A 14,929-nucleotide genomic window follows, 5' to 3' on the forward strand; every position below is an offset into this window, starting at 1 on the left:
CTCGGTCGCGGTCTGGGTGATGGTCTCGGTCGCGGTCACGATCCCGTACTCCTGTAGTGCCGAATCCCGGTCCGCCACACCAGCAGCGCGATCGTCCAGGCGAACGCCGCGACGACCGGGGACAACCATGCGAGCCAGTCCGGCCCGCCGAGTGGATCCGCGCGTCCCGTCAGGAACAGCGCGGGGTGATAGCCGACCAGCGCGAGGCCGACCCCGTAGCCGAACACCCGGCGCAGCAACCCCGGGTAGATCGTCGCCGGGTAGCGGGCGAACTCCTTGCCGCCGTAGGTGAACGCGTTGGCCATCTCGCCGGATTCGACGAACCAGAACGCGACACAGGCCCCCAGTACGAACACCGCGGCGAACAGCGCACAGCCCGCGATCGGGGTCAGCACGAGCACCAGTACGCGCGCGGGAGTCCAGTGCAGGTCCGCGTACACGAGTACGGCCACCAGCAACACCAAGGACTGCGCGGCTCGACCGATCCGGCGCAACGCGAAGTCGGTGGCGAGCAGTTGCGGCAGTACGCGCAACGGACGGACCAGGATCGCGTCGAGCATGCCCTTGCGCACGTACAGGGACAGTCGTTCGATGTTGCCGACGAGCAGGTCGGCGAGGTCGAACGCGAAGACCGCGAGCGCGGACATCACGAGCACCTCACGCAGCCCGAATCCGCCGACCGTCGGCGACACCCGGAACACCACGAGGACGACGGCGGCCTCGACGAGCGTGGTCAGCGCGCAGGACGCGACGTCGATGGTGAACGAGGCGCGGTACTGGGTCTGACTGCGGATCTGGGCTCGTACCAGATGCGCGTACGCCTGGATCGTGCTCGACTCAGCCACCCTGGATCACCAGCTTGTCGGTCGCGGCCCGCTGCACGCGCCGCACGACGGGCACCAGGATCGCAACCCAGAACAACTGGAGCACGACGCTGCCGATCTGCTGTGCGGGGCCGGGACGTTCGACCACCACGTCGAGCGGGATCTGAAACAGGCCGGGGAACGGGGTGCACAACCACAACACGGCCTGGGCCCAGTCGGGCAGGAACCGCAGCGGGAAGAAGGTGCCGGCGAGTACACCCGAGGCGAGCAGCCACACCGCGCCGATACCGCGCGCGTCGAGCAGCCAGAACGCGCCGAGGTTGACGAGGTAGCGCAGCGCGAAGCTGAGCACCGTACCCAGGGTCAGCGAGAGCACGAACAGCGGAATCGTGTAGGGACGTTGCGGGACGTACAGGGTGAACATCAGCGCGCCGGCGAGGACGGGTACCACCATCCGGGCGAGCACCGCGTAGGCGGCCCGGCCGAGGTCGGCGGCCAGGAACGCCTCGAAGGGATCGATGGGGCGCAGCAGGTCGGCGGTCACGTCGCCGCTGCGGACCCGGTCGGCGAGTTCGTTCCAGGTCCACACGTGGACGACGCTGAGGATGCCCTGACCGACCCAGACGTAGGTGGCGAGTTGCGCCGCGTCGTAGCCGCCGGGCCGGCGGCCGTCGTCGGCGAGGGCGCGCAGCAACGAGTAGATCATCACACCGAAGACGATGTTGGTGAACAGTCCGGCGAGGGTTGCCTGCCGGTAGGTGGACCAGCGGCGGAAGCCCGCGCCGAACAGCGCGCCGAAGCGGTATAGCCGGGCCCGTCGGTCCGGCGGTTGGTCGATCCGCAGTGAGCGCGCGGAAGCGAACGACATGGTGAAATCCCTTTCCCCGGGCAGCGTGCGGCGTCGGCGGGGCCGAGCGGACACGCGACTCCGGGCATACCGAAGTGACCTCGGTCGGAGGTGTGGGGATGCTCACTCTTGGTTTCGTTGCGCCGAGCCTGATGCGTGACGAACGCCGGCCCCGGCCCGCAACACCCCGGGCAAGGCGAGCAAGAGTAGCGGACGAGCGGGTACGTTTCACCCCGGTTTTACTGACCCGTACGAGTGGGCACCCGATTTTTTCGCCGCAAAGGATGAACCGATCAGCCCACTCGTGTGACGATCGTGCGCATGGTGCAGCAGTTGGGCAAGGGACAGAACACGCCGGTGGCCGCCGCGAAGGTAAGCGCGGTCTTCGTCTGGCGACCGGGGCCGAGTACGCCCGGTCTGGACGCGTCGGCGCTGTTGTTGGGTGCGTCGGGTCGCGTCTCGGGCGACGCGGACTTCGTGTTCTACAACCAGCCGACCCATCCCTCCGGCGCGGTCCGCCACGCGGGCAAGAGCGAGGGGACGTGGTCGAGGGACGCGCTGGAGATCGACCTGGGGTCGCTTCCGGCGAGTGTGGATCGGGTGGTGCTCGCGGCGTCGGCGCACAGTGGCACCTTCGCGGGCATCCGGGATCTGCACCTGTTGGTGAGCGATCCGGGGGCCGAGGTGGACCTGGTCCGGTTCGACATCGCGGATGCGACCGTGGAGACCGCGATGCTCGCGGGCGAGTTGTACCGCCGGGGCGGGGCCTGGAAGTTCCGCGCGATCGGGCAGGGCTACTCGACCGGTCTGGAGGGGCTCGCGACCGACTTCGGCATCTCGGTGACGGCCCCGCCTCCGCCGCCCCCTCGGGTGCAGGCACCTCCGCCGCCCCCGCCGGCACCCACACCTCCGCCGGCGCCTCGGCTGAACGTCCGCAAGCCCGAGCCGGTACGGCAGCCGCCCGCACCGCCCGCCCCCGCGCCGACGCCGGCGCCCGCGACCACTCCGAACCGGCCGCCGGTGCGGTTGAGCAAGGTGACGCTGACCAAGGCCTCACCGATGGTCTCACTGAGCAAGGAGGGCATCACCGGCAGCCGCATGCGGGTGAACCTCAACTGGGTGCAGGCAGCTCCCGGGCGCGGCATGCTCAAGCGGCTGATGGGGCCGACCGACCTCGACCTGTGTTGCCTGTGGGAGCTCAACGACGGCACGAAGGGCATCGTGCAGGCGCTCGGCAACATGTTCGGTTCGGCGGACGCGCCGCCGTACGTGTACCTGGACGGAGACGACCGGACCGGCGCGAACACCGCGGGCGAGAACCTGTACATCAACCTCGACCACAAGAACAGCTTCAAGCGCCTGCTGATCTTCGCGTTCATCTACAAGGGTGTGACGTTCGACGACGCGCAGGCGGTGGTGACGCTCACGCCGGCGACCGGCCCCGAGTTGGAGATCCGGCTCGACGAGACCGGCGGTGCGGCGCGCTCGTGCGCGATCGCGCTCGTCCAGAACCAGGGCGGGGACCTGACGATCCAGCGCGAGGTGCGCTACATCAAGGGCAACCAGCAGAAGGTCGACCAGACCTACGGCTGGGGCCTGCAATGGCGAGCGGGCACCAAGGACTGACAAGGGAACCGAACACGGGACCGCGACCCCGATCGCGGGTGCGGGTGCGGGCGCGGGCGCGGCTACGCGCCGGCGGTCGCGAGCGCAGCGCCCTTGTGGTCGCGACCGTAGGTGCGCTTGCGCGTACCCGCAGGCGGTCGCGAGGGTACGCATGCGACCGCCGGCGCCCACGCGTGCGCGATCGCCCGTGAGGACGCAGGCGGTGGCGGTGGCAGCCGCACGCGCAGCCGAACGCTCACGCGAGCGCGAGCGGGCGCGGGCGCGCAGCCAGGTGGTCGCCGGCGCGGTCGCGAGCGCAGGCTCGCGACCGCGGTCGCGGGTACGAGGACACCGGTCGCAGGCGCAGGTGCGCGCCCCGTCACGCCGCCTCCGCCGCCGCCGCGACCGCGCTCCCTGCCCGGGACCCGTCCCGCCCCGCCTCGCCCGCGTGTCAGACCTTGAGCCCCAGGTCTCCGCTCGTCCCGGTCATGCGTCGTCCGGGTGTGTCCCCTCCGGGCGTACTCCGATCCCGGGCAGGTCGACATACCCGCCCGACGTCCATGCCCGAGTGCGCAGCCGCCGAGCGCCGTCGATGCCCCAGAAGGCGAACGCCTCCAGGATCGACTCGGCCGCCGCGACCGCGTGTTCGGTGCCGGGACGCAGCCATACCTGGCGTCCGTTGCCCGGCACGTTGCCCAGTTCGAGGCGGTCCTGCCCGACCCGGATCTCGACCGTGTGCGCGGGTTCGGCTACATCCCCCAGCACCAAGAGGACCGGTTCCACCCACCCGACCAGCGGCATGTCCACCACCAGCGAGGACAGTACGCGCGGCAACGCCTCACAAAAGTCGGCCCAGTCGCGCGGGTCCGGCCCGAACGGCAGGAACAGTTCCGCCAGGCTCATGTCCGGCCGACTGACACACCAGATGTAGGGCAGCTCGGCCAGGGACCCCGCCCGCTCGAAGCCGCGCCGCTCGAACGCCTCGCCGGCGCGCGTCGGAAACAACTCCATGACGAGCGCCTCGTTCGCGTCGTCCCGAGAAAGGCGCAGCGTGATCCGACGCGATCGCCAGCGCAGCCACGCGGCGGGCCCGCCTCGCCACGGCGCGGGCCCCAGCGTCGCGGTCAGCGCCGCGCCCAGCCGGGTGTGCGCGGCGTCCAACTCCCGCCCTCGATCGCGGACGTAGGGCACGGCGCCCCATGAGCCGGAACCTGGGCCGTACGCGTATTGACCCGGCACCGACGGGCCTTGGAACCCGGGCACCGGCGGCGGTGGGTCCACCCGGACCGGTAGTGGGGCGCTGAAGCGCACGCACGGCGCGCCCTCGGCGAGTTCGCCGGGGTCCGCCCGGCACTGCAGCCCGGGTATGCCGGTCTCGATCGCCACCTGCCCGTCCTCGACGCGGCGAGTCTCCCAGCCGAGCCGTCCGGCGGTCTCCTGCATGGCCTCGACGGACCAGTCCCCCCACTCGGCGCCTCGGGCGGCGAGCAGCGTTCGAGCGAGTGTGTCGGCGGCAGGCATCACGGAGACGGCCATGCTCGACATGGTCACAGGACACGGGCCGATCGGACCAGACCCTTTACCGATCCGCGCTCGAAAAGATCGTCGGCGAACCCGGGCCCCACACGTGTCCACCGCGATCCGCATCGCCTCCCCCGTCACGCCGACACACCCCCGCAGCCCCCCGAAGGCCCCGCCTCACCCGCGACACCGGGCCCGCGACACCGAGCCCTCGACCCCTCGCCTCCGACCCTCCGCCCCTCTGACCCTGTGGTCCTCTGACCTTCGGCTATTTGGCCCTCTCAACCCTCTCGGCCCCCTCGACCCTCTCAACCCCTCGACCCGCCGTCACAACAAACTGGTCTCCGGATACTTGCCACTGGGCGTGACAATCGTCCCCGCGTTGCCCCGGAGGATCTCCGCGGCCTGGTCGAGCGCGCCGATCGCCGCCATGTCGCCGGTCATCTCGACGAAGCGGCAGATCGCGTCGACCTTGGGGCCCATCGAACCGGCCGGGAAGTCCCCCGCGCGCAGTTGCATGGGGGTGGAGTTGGTGATCTCCTGCGCGTCGGGTTGTCCGAATCCGCGGACCACTCGGGGGACATCGGTGAGCAGCAACAGCGCGTCCGCATCCAGTGCCTCGGCCAGCAGGGCCGCGGTGAGATCCTTGTCCACCACGGCCTCGACGCCGGTGAGTTGGCCGAGTTCGTTGCGGACCACCGGGACGCCGCCGCCGCCCGCACACACCGCGACCGCCCCGGAGGCGAGCAATTGCCGGATCAGTCGGGTCTCCACGACCCGTGCGGGTTTGGGCGAGGGCACCACCCGGCGCCACCACTTGCCGTCCGGCTTGACGATCCAACCGCGCTCGTGGGCCAGTCGCTTGGCCTCGTCCTCCTCGTACACCGGGCCGACGAACTTGGTCGGATCCTGGAACGCGGGGTCGGCGGTGGAGACGAGGGTCTGGTTGATCAGCGAGCACACCTGCCTGCCCGGCAGCGCGTTCTGGAGGGACTGGAGCAGCCAGTAGCCGATCATGCCCTGCGTCATCGCGCCCAGGACGTCGAACGGGTAGGGCTGGGTGAGCGATTGGTCGGCGGCGGACTGGAGGGCGAGCACGCCGACCTGGGGGCCGTTGCCGTGGGTGACCACGAGTTCGTGTTCGCGCGCCAGCGGGGCCAGCGATTTGACCGCCTTTTGGATGTTGTGCAGCTGGATGTCGGCGTCGGGCTTGTCCCCGCGCTGAAGCATCGCGTTTCCGCCGAGGGCGACGACGACGCGCATGGTGGATCCCTTCGGTTCGGGCGGCGAGCGCGAGCGGTCGTCGACCGGTCGCCTCGTCGCGGCAAAGCGAATAAACGGGGCAAATGGGGCGTTCCACAACCACGTGCGGCCCGGGTACCGGTTGGTCCGGTGCCCGGGCCGCGCCGTTCCTCGTACCGCGCTCTAGTCGCCGAGTGTGGCGACCATGACCGCCTTGATCGTGTGCAGGCGGTTCTCGGCCTCGTCGAAGACGATCGAGAAGTCCGACTCGAAGACCTCGTCGGTGACCTCCAGCGCCTCCATGCCGGTCTTCTCGAAGATGTCCTGGCCGACCTTGGTGTTGCGGTCGTGGAACGCCGGGAGACAGTGCATGAACTTGACCTTGGGGTTGCCGGTGGCCTTCACCACGTCCATGTTGACCTGGTATGCCTTCAGTTGTGCGATCCGGGTGTCCCACACCTCCTTGGGCTCACCCATCGACACCCACACGTCGGTGTAGAGGAAGTCCACACCCTTGACGCCTTCCGCGACGTCGGCGGTGTGGGTGATCCGGGCACCGGTTGCGGTCGCGATCTCCTTGGCCTTGGCGACGATCTCCGCGTCGTTCCACAACTCCTCGGGCGCGACCATGCGTACGTCCATGCCCAGCATCGCGGCAGTGATCATCAGCGAGTTGCCCATGTTGTTGCGGGCGTCGCCGAGGTAGGCGAACGAGACCTGGTGCAGCGGCTTGTCCGAGTGCTCGCGCATGGTGAGCATGTCCGCGAGCATCTGCGTGGGGTGCCATTCGTCGGTCAGACCGTTCCACACCGGCACGCCCGCGTATTTGCCGAGTTCCTCGACGTACTCCTGCTTGCTGCCCCGGTATTCGATGCCGTCGTACATCCGCCCGAGCACCCGCGCGGTGTCCTTCATCGACTCCTTGTGCCCGATCTGCGAGCCGCCCGGGTCGAGGTAGGTCACGCCCGCGCCCTGGTCGTACGCGGCGACCTCGAACGCGCACCGGGTGCGGGTGGAGGTCTTCTCGAAGATCAGCGCGATGTTCTTGCCGACGAGACGCTTGCGCTCGTTGCCCGCGTACTTCGCGGCCTTCAGGTCCGCGGCGAGGTCGAGCAGGTGGTTGAACTCCTTCGGAGTGAAGTCCAATTCCTTGAGGAAGTTGCGGTGACGCAGGTTGAAGGCCATGGCTCCAGGCTTCTCTTCGTACGGGATCGAAAGGTCGGTGGACGCGTCGGGCGGGTCGGCCAACGCATCGTCGGATCGGCAAACCGCCAGGTTAGACGGCCTCGCGCTCCACCGGACAGCTCATGCAGCGCGGCCCACCGCGACCGCGGCCGAGCTCGCTGCCCCGGATGGTGACCACTTCGATGCCGTTCTTGCGCAGGTAGGTGTTCGTGGTGACATTGCGTTCGTAGGCGAAGACCACCCCGGGTTCGACCGCGAGCACGTTGCAACCGTCGTCCCATTGCTCGCGCTCGGCGGAGCGCACGTCCTGCGTCGCGGTCAGCACCCGGATGTCGGACAGGTCCAGGGCGTTCGCGATCGCCTTGTGCATGTCGTGTGCCGGGTGGTCGGTGACCTTGAGTTCCTTGTCGTGCTCGCCCGGCTCGATCGTGTACGACGGCAGCATGCCCATGCCCGCGTACTTGGTGAAGGTCTCGCCGTCGAGCATCGTCATCACCGTGTCCAGGTGCATGAAGGCGCGTTTCTTCGGCATGTTCAGGGCGACCACCTTCGTCGCGGAACCGTGCTTGAACAGCGCCCGCGCGAGCGCCTCGACGCCCTGCGGGGTGGTCCGCTCGCTCATCCCGACCAGGACCGCGCCGTTGCCGATCACCAGCACGTCGCCGCCCTCCATCGACGCGGGGAAGCTGCTCTGGCCCGGGTTCCACACGTTGAAGTCGCCCTTGGCGAAGTTCGGGTGGTAGTTGTAGATCGCCTCGAAGTGCACGGTCTCGCGCCGCCGGGCGGGCATCATCATCGCGTTCACCGCGACGCCGTCGTAGACCCAGCACGAGGTGTCCCGGGTGAAGATGTGGTTGGGAAGCGGCTTGAGCACGAAGTCGTCCACGTCCATCGTGTGGAACGCGACGCTGTGCGGTTCCTGCATCAACTCCAGGATCTCGCGCTTGGTGATCCCGCCCACCAGGTAGCGCACCAGCTCGTTGGTGTCGAAGCCCTCGAACAGACCGCGCAACTCGTCCACCGCCAGCAGGCCGAACTCGCGTTCGTCGAAGACCCGGTCCAGCACCATCTTCTTGGCGGCCGGCTCGCCCGAGAGCGTCTCGCGCAGCAGGTCCGTGAACAGGTGGACACGAATGCCCCGATCCCGCAGCGCGTCCGCGAAACCGTCGTGCTCCTCGCGGGCCCGCTTGACCCACAAGACGTCGTCGAACAGGAGTTCGTCCTTGTTCGTCGGGGTCAGCCGCTTCATCTCCAGATCCGGGCGGTGCAGGATCACCTGCTTGAGTCGACCGGTCTCCGACTCGACGTGGAACCCCATGGATGGTCCTCCTGACCGTTGCGAACTGCGGTGTGCCTTCCGGCCATCGGGACCGGGTCCGGTTCTGCTTCCGACGGTGCTTCCGGTTCTCGTGCCGTGTGCGCCTGCGAATGATGTTTCCGATTTCGAAAGGTACGACGCGCGCTGGGCGCGTGCGCCGCGCTACTCGCGCATGGCGGGGGTCGCGCCCTCGACTTCGACGCGGCTCGCCTCCTTGTCGCCGGGGCGGTACGCGCCGCGCGCGGCCTTGACCCGGAGATGGACCGGGATGCCGAGCACCAGCATGATCAGGCTCTTGAGCACCGCGTCCATGCCCGCGCCGTGGAGCATCCACAGGGCGAACAGCAAGCCCGCGACGGCGATGGTGAGGTCCTTGGCCAGTGCCGCGCGAGTGACCGCACGCTCGCGGGTGACCAGCCAGAACAGTTGCGCCGAAGCGGAGGACAGGTAGGGGATCACGGTGGTGACGGTGGCCAGGAGCAGGATCGTCTCGAAGGCGTCCTCGGACCACACGTGGTTCACCGCGACCACGACCGAGGTCAGGACGGCGGCGACCAGCACGCCGAAAACCGGCACACCCGCCCGGTCGACAACGGCGAACCGCCGGGGGAACACGCCGTCCTTCGCCGCCGCGTAGGGCATCTCCGCGCACAGCAGGGTCCAGCCGTTGAGCGCGCCGATGCCGGAGACGATCGCAACCGCGGCCATCACCCCGCCCCAGGGGCCGCCGCCGAACATGTGGTTCAGCGCGTCGGAGAACGGTGCGGACGAGTCGACGAGTTCGGCGTGCGGGACGGTCCCCATCACCGCGATCGTGCTCAGCATGTACAGGGCGGCGCAGGCGAACGTGCCGTGGATCGAGGCCCTGCCGATGTCGCGTTCGGGGTTCTCGACCTTCCGGGCGGCCACGGACGCGGCCTCAATGCCCGAGTAGGCGAACACCACCAGCGCCGCGGAGACCTGCAATGCGCCGAGGAAGTTCTCGCCGCTCGTATTGAACTCGCCGAAGTTGCCGCCCTCGACGAAGAACAGACCGACAACGGCCACGAACAGCAGCGGAACGACCTTGAGCACGGTGGTCACGACTTGGAACAGGCCCGCGTTCCCGACCCCGGACAGGTTGATCAGGGCCGGGATCCACAGGCCGACCAGGGCGATCGCGATCTTGCCGGGTGTGGAGTCCCAGTGCAGGAAGTAGTTCACGTAGCCGACCCAGGCCACCGCGATGGCGGCGTTGCCGACCCAGGCGGTGATCCAGAACGACCACGCGGTCAGGAAGCCGGGGAACTCGCCGAACGCCGCACGGGCGTAGGCGTACGGACCGCCGGCCGCCGGGACACGCGCACCGAGTCCGCCGAGGATCGCCGCGATCGCCAGGGCGCCGATGGTCACCAGGCCGAGGGCGAGGATGCTGATCGTGCCGTACTTGGCGAGCGTGGCCGGTAGCAGGAAGATCCCGGTGCCCAGGACGCCGCCGACCACGAGTGCGGTCGCCTGCGGGAGGCCGAGGGTGCCCTGCGAGGTCTCGCCGGCCGCGGGTGCGGGCGCCTGCGACGAGGTCTCGGGTGCGGCCGCCGGCGAGGACGTGGGGGTCGTGGGATCCACCACGTGGCTCATCGCTGCTCCTCCGTGTGTCGAGGCGATCCGGCGCCGCGGGTTCGGCTCCGCTTTCCACCACGTTCGGATCCTGCACCCGGGAGCGGGCACGCACCTCCGACACAGGTCACGACCTGCGGTGTCGCCGGGACCTCTCGACACGGGACCGTCGATCCGCCTCGATCGGCACAGGACACTGAAGCGACATACCCGAAACTTTCCGGCAATCACGCACACAAGGGCGGTATCCGTGTCGCCACGGATACCGCCCTTGCTGCGAACAGGTGACGCGGACTCAGAGCCTGGGGTCCACCGGCTCCGATTCCAGCGCGAGTACGGCGAAGACCGCCTCGTGCACGCGCCACAGCGCCTCGCCGGCCGCCAGTCGGTCCAGTGCCTCGGCGCCCAGCGCGTGCTCGCGCAGCGCCATCGAACGCTTGTGGCCCAGGCCGCGATTGCGCAACCGCTCCAGGTTCACCGGTTCGGTGTAGTCGGCGCCGTAGATGATCCGCAGGTACTCCGGACCACGGCACTTGACCCCGGGCTGCACACGTCGGTTCGCCACCCGCGCCGCCTCGCCCGCGAGCGGTTTGACGACCATGCCCTCACCGCCGGCCGCGGTCAGCGCGGTCCACCACTCGATGCCCGCCGCGACCTGTTCGTCGTCGGTGACGTCCACGACCAGTCGGCCGGTGGGCGCGAGCAACCCCGAGGTGTCGGCCGCCACCAGGCGGTCGGCGAGTGCGAGATGCCACGCGTGGTCCCGCCCCAGGTAGGACCCGCCGCGCCCGGCGAGCACCTGGAACGGCGCGAAGCGCAGACCCGCGAGACCGTCGGTCTCCCAGCAGTACCGGCCGTACGCGTCCACGAAGGCGTGCGCGTTCGCCTCGCGGCCCCGGATCCGGTCGGCGAGCTCGCCGACGTCGATTCCGCGTTCGATTGCACGCGCCAGCGCGGCGCCGGCGACCGGCAGCGCGGAGGTCGCGGCCGCGCCCACCGACGCGTACTGCTGCCGCAACAACTCCTGCGCCTTCGCCGACCACGGCATCAGCTCGGCGTCGAACAGCAACCAGTCGGTGTCCAGTTCCGCCCACAGCCCGGCGGCGTCGATCGCCGCGCGCAGCCGGTCCAGGAAGCCGTCGGTGGTGGCGCGGTCGGGGAAGAAGCCGCGGCCGGTGCGCGTCCACACCGCGCCCACACCCATCCCCTCGTCCACCCCGAACGCCTCGCGCGCGGCTGCCTCGTCCCGGCAGACCAGGGCGACCGCGCGCGAGCCCATGTGCTTCTCCTCGCAGATCACCGTGGCGACCCCGTCCGCGCGGAACTGCGCGAACGCCTCGGCCGGGTGTTCGAGCAGGCCCGGCAGCGTGCTGGTCGCGCACGGGGCCATCGTCGGCGGCAGGTACACCAGCCAGCGCGGGTCGATGGCGAACCGGCTCATCACCTCCAGGGCCGCCGCCGCGTTCTCCTGACGTACCGTCACCCTGCCCGCGCCGGCCGTCTCGACGTGCCGGCGACCGACCCCGCCGGGGCTCAGGTCGAGCACGTCGCCCAGGTCGAGGGTGCGCCCGTCCCGACCACCGGGCGCCTCCGAGGCCAACGGTCGCACCGGCTCGTACCAGACCCGCTCGGCCGCCACGGCGACCAACTCGCGCTCCGGCCAGCGCAGCGCGGTCAGCTCGCCGCCGAACACCGCGCCGGTGTCCAGGCAGATCGTGTTGTTCACCCACACGGCACGGGGCGTGGGCGTGTGGCCGTAGACCACGGTCGCCTTGCCCCGGTACTCGTCGGCCCACGGGTAGCGCACCGGCAGACCGTACTCGTCGGTCTCCCCCGTGGTGTCGCCGTACAGCGCGAAGCTGCGCACCCGACCGGACATCCGACCGTGGTACTTCTCCGGAAGACCCGCGTGGCACACCACGAGCCTGCCCTCGTCGAGCAGGTAGTGGCTCACCAGGGCCTCGCAGAAGTCGACCACCTCGGCGCGGAACTCCTCGCTCTCCGCGGCCAGTTGTTCGAGCGACTCGGCAAGGCCGTGGGTGGTCTTGACCTGCCGTCCCTTGATCGCGCGCACCAACTTGTTCTCGTGGTTGCCCGGTACGCACAGCGCGTGTCCGGCGCCGACCATGCCCATCACCAGGCGCAGCACGCCCGGCGTGTCCGGTCCGCGGTCCACCAGGTCGCCGACGAACACGGCGGTGCGGCCCAGGGGGTGTACGGCGTCGACCGGGCGCCCCGCGTCGTCGCGGGTGATCCCATAGCCGAGCTCGATCAGCAGCGTCTCCAACTCGGCGCGGCAGCCGTGGATGTCGCCGATCACGTCGAACGGCCCGGTCAGGTGCCGCAGGTCGTTGTATCGGCGCTCGTGCACGATCTCGGCGCGGGCGACCTCGTCCACGCCGGAGAGCACGTGCACCTTGCGGAAGCCCTCGCGTTGCAGGCCGCGCAGCGATCGGCGCAGGTCCCGGTGCTGGCGCTGGACCACGTGCGGGGGCAGGTGCATCCGGTCCGGGCGCTCGGCGTTGCGTGCCTGGCACTCGGCCTCGGGGATGTCCAGCACGATCGCGACCGGGAACACGTCGTGGTCGCGGGCGACCTTGACCAGGTGCGCGCGGGCCTCGCGCTGCACGTTGGTCGCGTCCACGACGGTCAGCCGGCCGGACGCGAGCCGCATCCGGGCGACGTGGTGCAGCAGGTCGAACGCGTCGCCGGAGGCCGCCTGGTCGTTCTCGTCGTCGGCGACCAGGCCGCGGAAGTAGTCGGAGGAGAGCACCTGGGTGGGCTTGAAGTGGGTGCGGGCGAAGGTCGACTTGCCCGCGCCCGTGGTGCCGATCAGGACCACCAGGCACAGGTCGGGCATGGTCAATGCGCGGCGGGCGCTCGCGTCGTGGGTCATGCCGTTGCTCCGGTGCCTTCGTCGTTCGCGGTGGGGGTGGGTATGGACGTGGGGACGGCGGTGTCGCCGGGCCGGGGGGCGTCGGCGGTTCGCGTGGTGCCGGCGGGTTCGGTCTCGGTACGGGTGAACACGGCCATCTGCGTGGAGGGGCCGACCTCGGGGTCGACCTCGCCGACCGGTTCGAAGCGGGCCGCGTAGCCGTACTTGGCGGCCGCCCGTTCGGCCCACGCGCGAAACGTGGCGCGGTCCCATTCGAAGCGGTGGTCGCCGTGCCGCATGGCGCCGGCCGCGAGGCCTTCGCCGCCCGGCTCCTCGGGGGCGTAGCGGATGTTGTATTCGACGTTGGGCGTGGTCACCACGACGGTGGCCGGCCGGGCCGCGCCGAGCACCGCGTACTCCAGGGCGGGCAGGCGCGGCTCGTCCAGGTGCTCGATCACCTCACACAGCACGGCCGCGTCGTAGCCGACGAGCCGCTTGTCGGTGTAGGTCAGCGCACCCTGGATCAGCCGCACGCGGTCGCGCTGCCGCTCCGACATCCGGGCGAGCTTGAGCTTGCGCTCGGCGATGGTGAGCGCGCGAGTGGACACGTCTACCCCGACGATCTCGCGGAAGCGCGGCTCCCGGAGCATCGACCCGATCAGCTTGCCGTCGCCACAGCCCAGGTCGAGCACGCGCTCGGCCCCGGCCGCCCGCAGGGCCGCCAGGATCGCGTCCCGCCGCTGCCTGGCGAGCGTCATGGGCCGCTCGTCCGCACCCGCACCCGCAGGTGCGCCCGCGACCACGGCGTCGGCGGTCGCCGGCGCGGTCGCGAGCGACTCGTCCGCGGCGACGGCACCTGCGCCCGCAGCGACATCGCCCGCGCCCGCGGGCGCACTCTCGGCAGTCGCACTCGCCGGCGTCGCACCCACACCCTCGGGCACGTCCGCGGCACAAGCGGCGCTCGCAACCGCGACCGCGGCCGACTCCTCCGCCGCCCCCGCGTCCTCCTCGACCTCGTCCGGTACCGCGTTGTCCAGATTCTCCGGCGCGGTCTCGTCGACCTCGGCGAGGCGCTCGATCGCGCTGCGGGTGAGGGTGTGTCGCCGTGAGAGGTATCGGCTCGCGATCAGGTCCCGGTCCGGGTGCGCCGACAGCCAGCCCTCGCCGGCGCGGAGCAGCTTGTCCACCTCGTCGGGTGCGACCCAGTAGTGCTTCGCGTTGTCCAACACCGGCAGCAGCACGTACAACTGCCGCAGGGCCTCCGCGAGCGGCATCGTGCCGGTCAGCGCGAGCCGCACATAGCGCGAGTCGCCCCACGCCGGGAAGCGCGGATCCAGCGGAATCGGCTCGATCGCGACCTGCCATCCCAGCGGCTCGAACAGCCGCCGGACCATCTCCTCGCCGCCGCGCGCGGGCAGCGCGGGCACCTCGATCTCCAACGGCATCGCCGTCGCGGGCAGTTCGGGCCGCGCGTCGCAGCGCCCCTGCATCGCGGTACGGAAGACCGTGCCGAGCGCGACCGCGAGCAGCGACGAGGCGGCGTAGGGCCGGTCGTTGACGTACTGCGCGAGCGCGAGGTCGGGCGAGCCCTTGGCGCCCTTGCCCCGCTTGACCCCGCGCGTGAGCGCGATCGGGTCGACGTCGAGCAGCAGCGCCGCGGTGCAGCGCGTGTCGTCGGCCTCGGGGTAGAAGACGTGTGCTTCGCCGTAGGTCGTGGAGAACCGTTGCGCCTTCCCGGGATGCTTGTGCAGCAGGAAGCCGAGGTCGGTGGCGGGCTGATGGGTGGTTGCGATGGTCAGGAACACCAGGCCGATTATGTGTCAGATACCCACTCGCCGACGATCGCTTTTCACCGGTCTGCGCCCTCACTCCATGCCCTCGCTCGACACACCCTCCGCGCGCCCTCGCCGTACATC

General features: G+C 70.3%; 10 protein-coding genes. 1 reads left to right on the top strand and 9 read right to left on the bottom strand.

What is annotated here, in order from left to right; translation table 11 throughout:
• Positions 1-35: 35 nt before the first annotated feature.
• Complete coding sequence (locus ACIBSV_RS06400) at positions 36-845, bottom strand: ABC transporter permease (RefSeq protein ID WP_395859822.1); 810 nt, start codon at positions 843-845, stop codon at positions 36-38.
• Positions 838-1,692 (bottom strand): ABC transporter permease, encoded by an 855-nt coding sequence (locus tag ACIBSV_RS06405; protein ID WP_395859823.1) that lies wholly within the window; start codon positions 1,690-1,692, stop codon positions 838-840. The genes ACIBSV_RS06400 and ACIBSV_RS06405 overlap by 8 nt, the downstream gene beginning before the upstream one ends.
• A gap of 300 nt (positions 1,693-1,992) precedes the next feature.
• Between ACIBSV_RS06405 and ACIBSV_RS06410 the strand changes: the two genes are divergently transcribed.
• Positions 1,993-3,297: a TerD family protein gene (locus tag ACIBSV_RS06410; RefSeq protein ID WP_395859824.1), complete on the top strand. Its 1,305-nt coding sequence runs from the start codon at positions 1,993-1,995 to the stop codon at positions 3,295-3,297.
• 465 nt (positions 3,298-3,762) lie between these two features.
• On the opposite strand, the gene ACIBSV_RS06415 is transcribed toward ACIBSV_RS06410, so the two are convergent.
• The 7 genes from ACIBSV_RS06415 to ACIBSV_RS06445 all read right to left on the bottom strand — a co-directional run bounded on the left by ACIBSV_RS06415 (position 3,763) and on the right by ACIBSV_RS06445 (position 14,818).
• A complete protein-coding gene (locus tag ACIBSV_RS06415; RefSeq protein WP_395859825.1) occupies positions 3,763-4,812 on the bottom strand; it encodes a hypothetical protein in 1,050 nt (349 codons plus the stop codon).
• A 312-nt stretch (positions 4,813-5,124) separates the two neighbouring features.
• A complete protein-coding gene (gene arcC / locus ACIBSV_RS06420) occupies positions 5,125-6,060 on the bottom strand; it encodes a carbamate kinase (RefSeq protein WP_395859826.1) in 936 nt (311 codons plus the stop codon).
• 162 nt (positions 6,061-6,222) lie between these two features.
• Positions 6,223-7,224: an ornithine carbamoyltransferase gene (argF, locus tag ACIBSV_RS06425; RefSeq protein ID WP_395859827.1), complete on the bottom strand. Its 1,002-nt coding sequence runs from the start codon at positions 7,222-7,224 to the stop codon at positions 6,223-6,225.
• Between the two features lie 91 nt (positions 7,225-7,315).
• Entirely contained in the window at positions 7,316-8,542 is a 1,227-nt protein-coding gene (locus ACIBSV_RS06430; RefSeq protein ID WP_395859828.1) for an arginine deiminase, read from the bottom strand.
• 162 nt (positions 8,543-8,704) lie between these two features.
• Positions 8,705-10,159 (bottom strand): amino acid permease, encoded by a 1,455-nt coding sequence (locus ACIBSV_RS06435; protein ID WP_395859829.1) that lies wholly within the window; start codon positions 10,157-10,159, stop codon positions 8,705-8,707.
• 274 nt (positions 10,160-10,433) lie between these two features.
• Positions 10,434-13,034, bottom strand: a complete 2,601-nt coding sequence (locus tag ACIBSV_RS06440) for a polynucleotide kinase-phosphatase (protein ID WP_395859830.1) — start codon at positions 13,032-13,034, stop codon at positions 10,434-10,436.
• Positions 13,031-14,818 carry a 3' terminal RNA ribose 2'-O-methyltransferase Hen1 gene (locus ACIBSV_RS06445; protein ID WP_395859831.1) on the bottom strand — a complete coding sequence of 596 codons (1,788 nt, stop codon included), beginning with the start codon at positions 14,816-14,818 and terminating at the stop codon, positions 13,031-13,033. Before ACIBSV_RS06445 ends, ACIBSV_RS06440 begins: the two co-directional genes overlap by 4 nt.
• Between the last annotated feature and the right edge of the window lie 111 nt (positions 14,819-14,929).

The sequence above is a fragment of the Embleya sp. NPDC050154 genome, assembly GCF_044460165.1.
Classification (GTDB): Bacteria; Actinomycetota; Actinomycetes; order Streptomycetales; family Streptomycetaceae; genus Embleya.

Bases quoted from the DNA above. Each gene is read 5' to 3' on its own strand.
- ACIBSV_RS06405 (WP_395859823.1), bottom strand. From the start codon at position 1,692: ATGTCGTTCGCTTCCGCGCGCTCACTGCGGATCGACCAACCGCCGGAC.
- ACIBSV_RS06410 (WP_395859824.1), top strand. From the start codon at position 1,993: ATGGTGCAGCAGTTGGGCAAGGGACAGAACACGCCGGTGGCCGCCGCG.
- ACIBSV_RS06415 (WP_395859825.1), bottom strand. From the start codon at position 4,812: ATGGCCGTCTCCGTGATGCCTGCCGCCGACACACTCGCTCGAACGCTG.
- arcC (WP_395859826.1), bottom strand. From the start codon at position 6,060: ATGCGCGTCGTCGTCGCCCTCGGCGGAAACGCGATGCTTCAGCGCGGG.
- argF (WP_395859827.1), bottom strand. From the start codon at position 7,224: ATGGCCTTCAACCTGCGTCACCGCAACTTCCTCAAGGAATTGGACTTC.
- ACIBSV_RS06430 (WP_395859828.1), bottom strand. From the start codon at position 8,542: ATGGGGTTCCACGTCGAGTCGGAGACCGGTCGACTCAAGCAGGTGATC.
- ACIBSV_RS06435 (WP_395859829.1), bottom strand. From the start codon at position 10,159: ATGAGCCACGTGGTGGATCCCACGACCCCCACGTCCTCGCCGGCGGCC.
- ACIBSV_RS06440 (WP_395859830.1), bottom strand. From the start codon at position 13,034: ATGACCCACGACGCGAGCGCCCGCCGCGCATTGACCATGCCCGACCTG.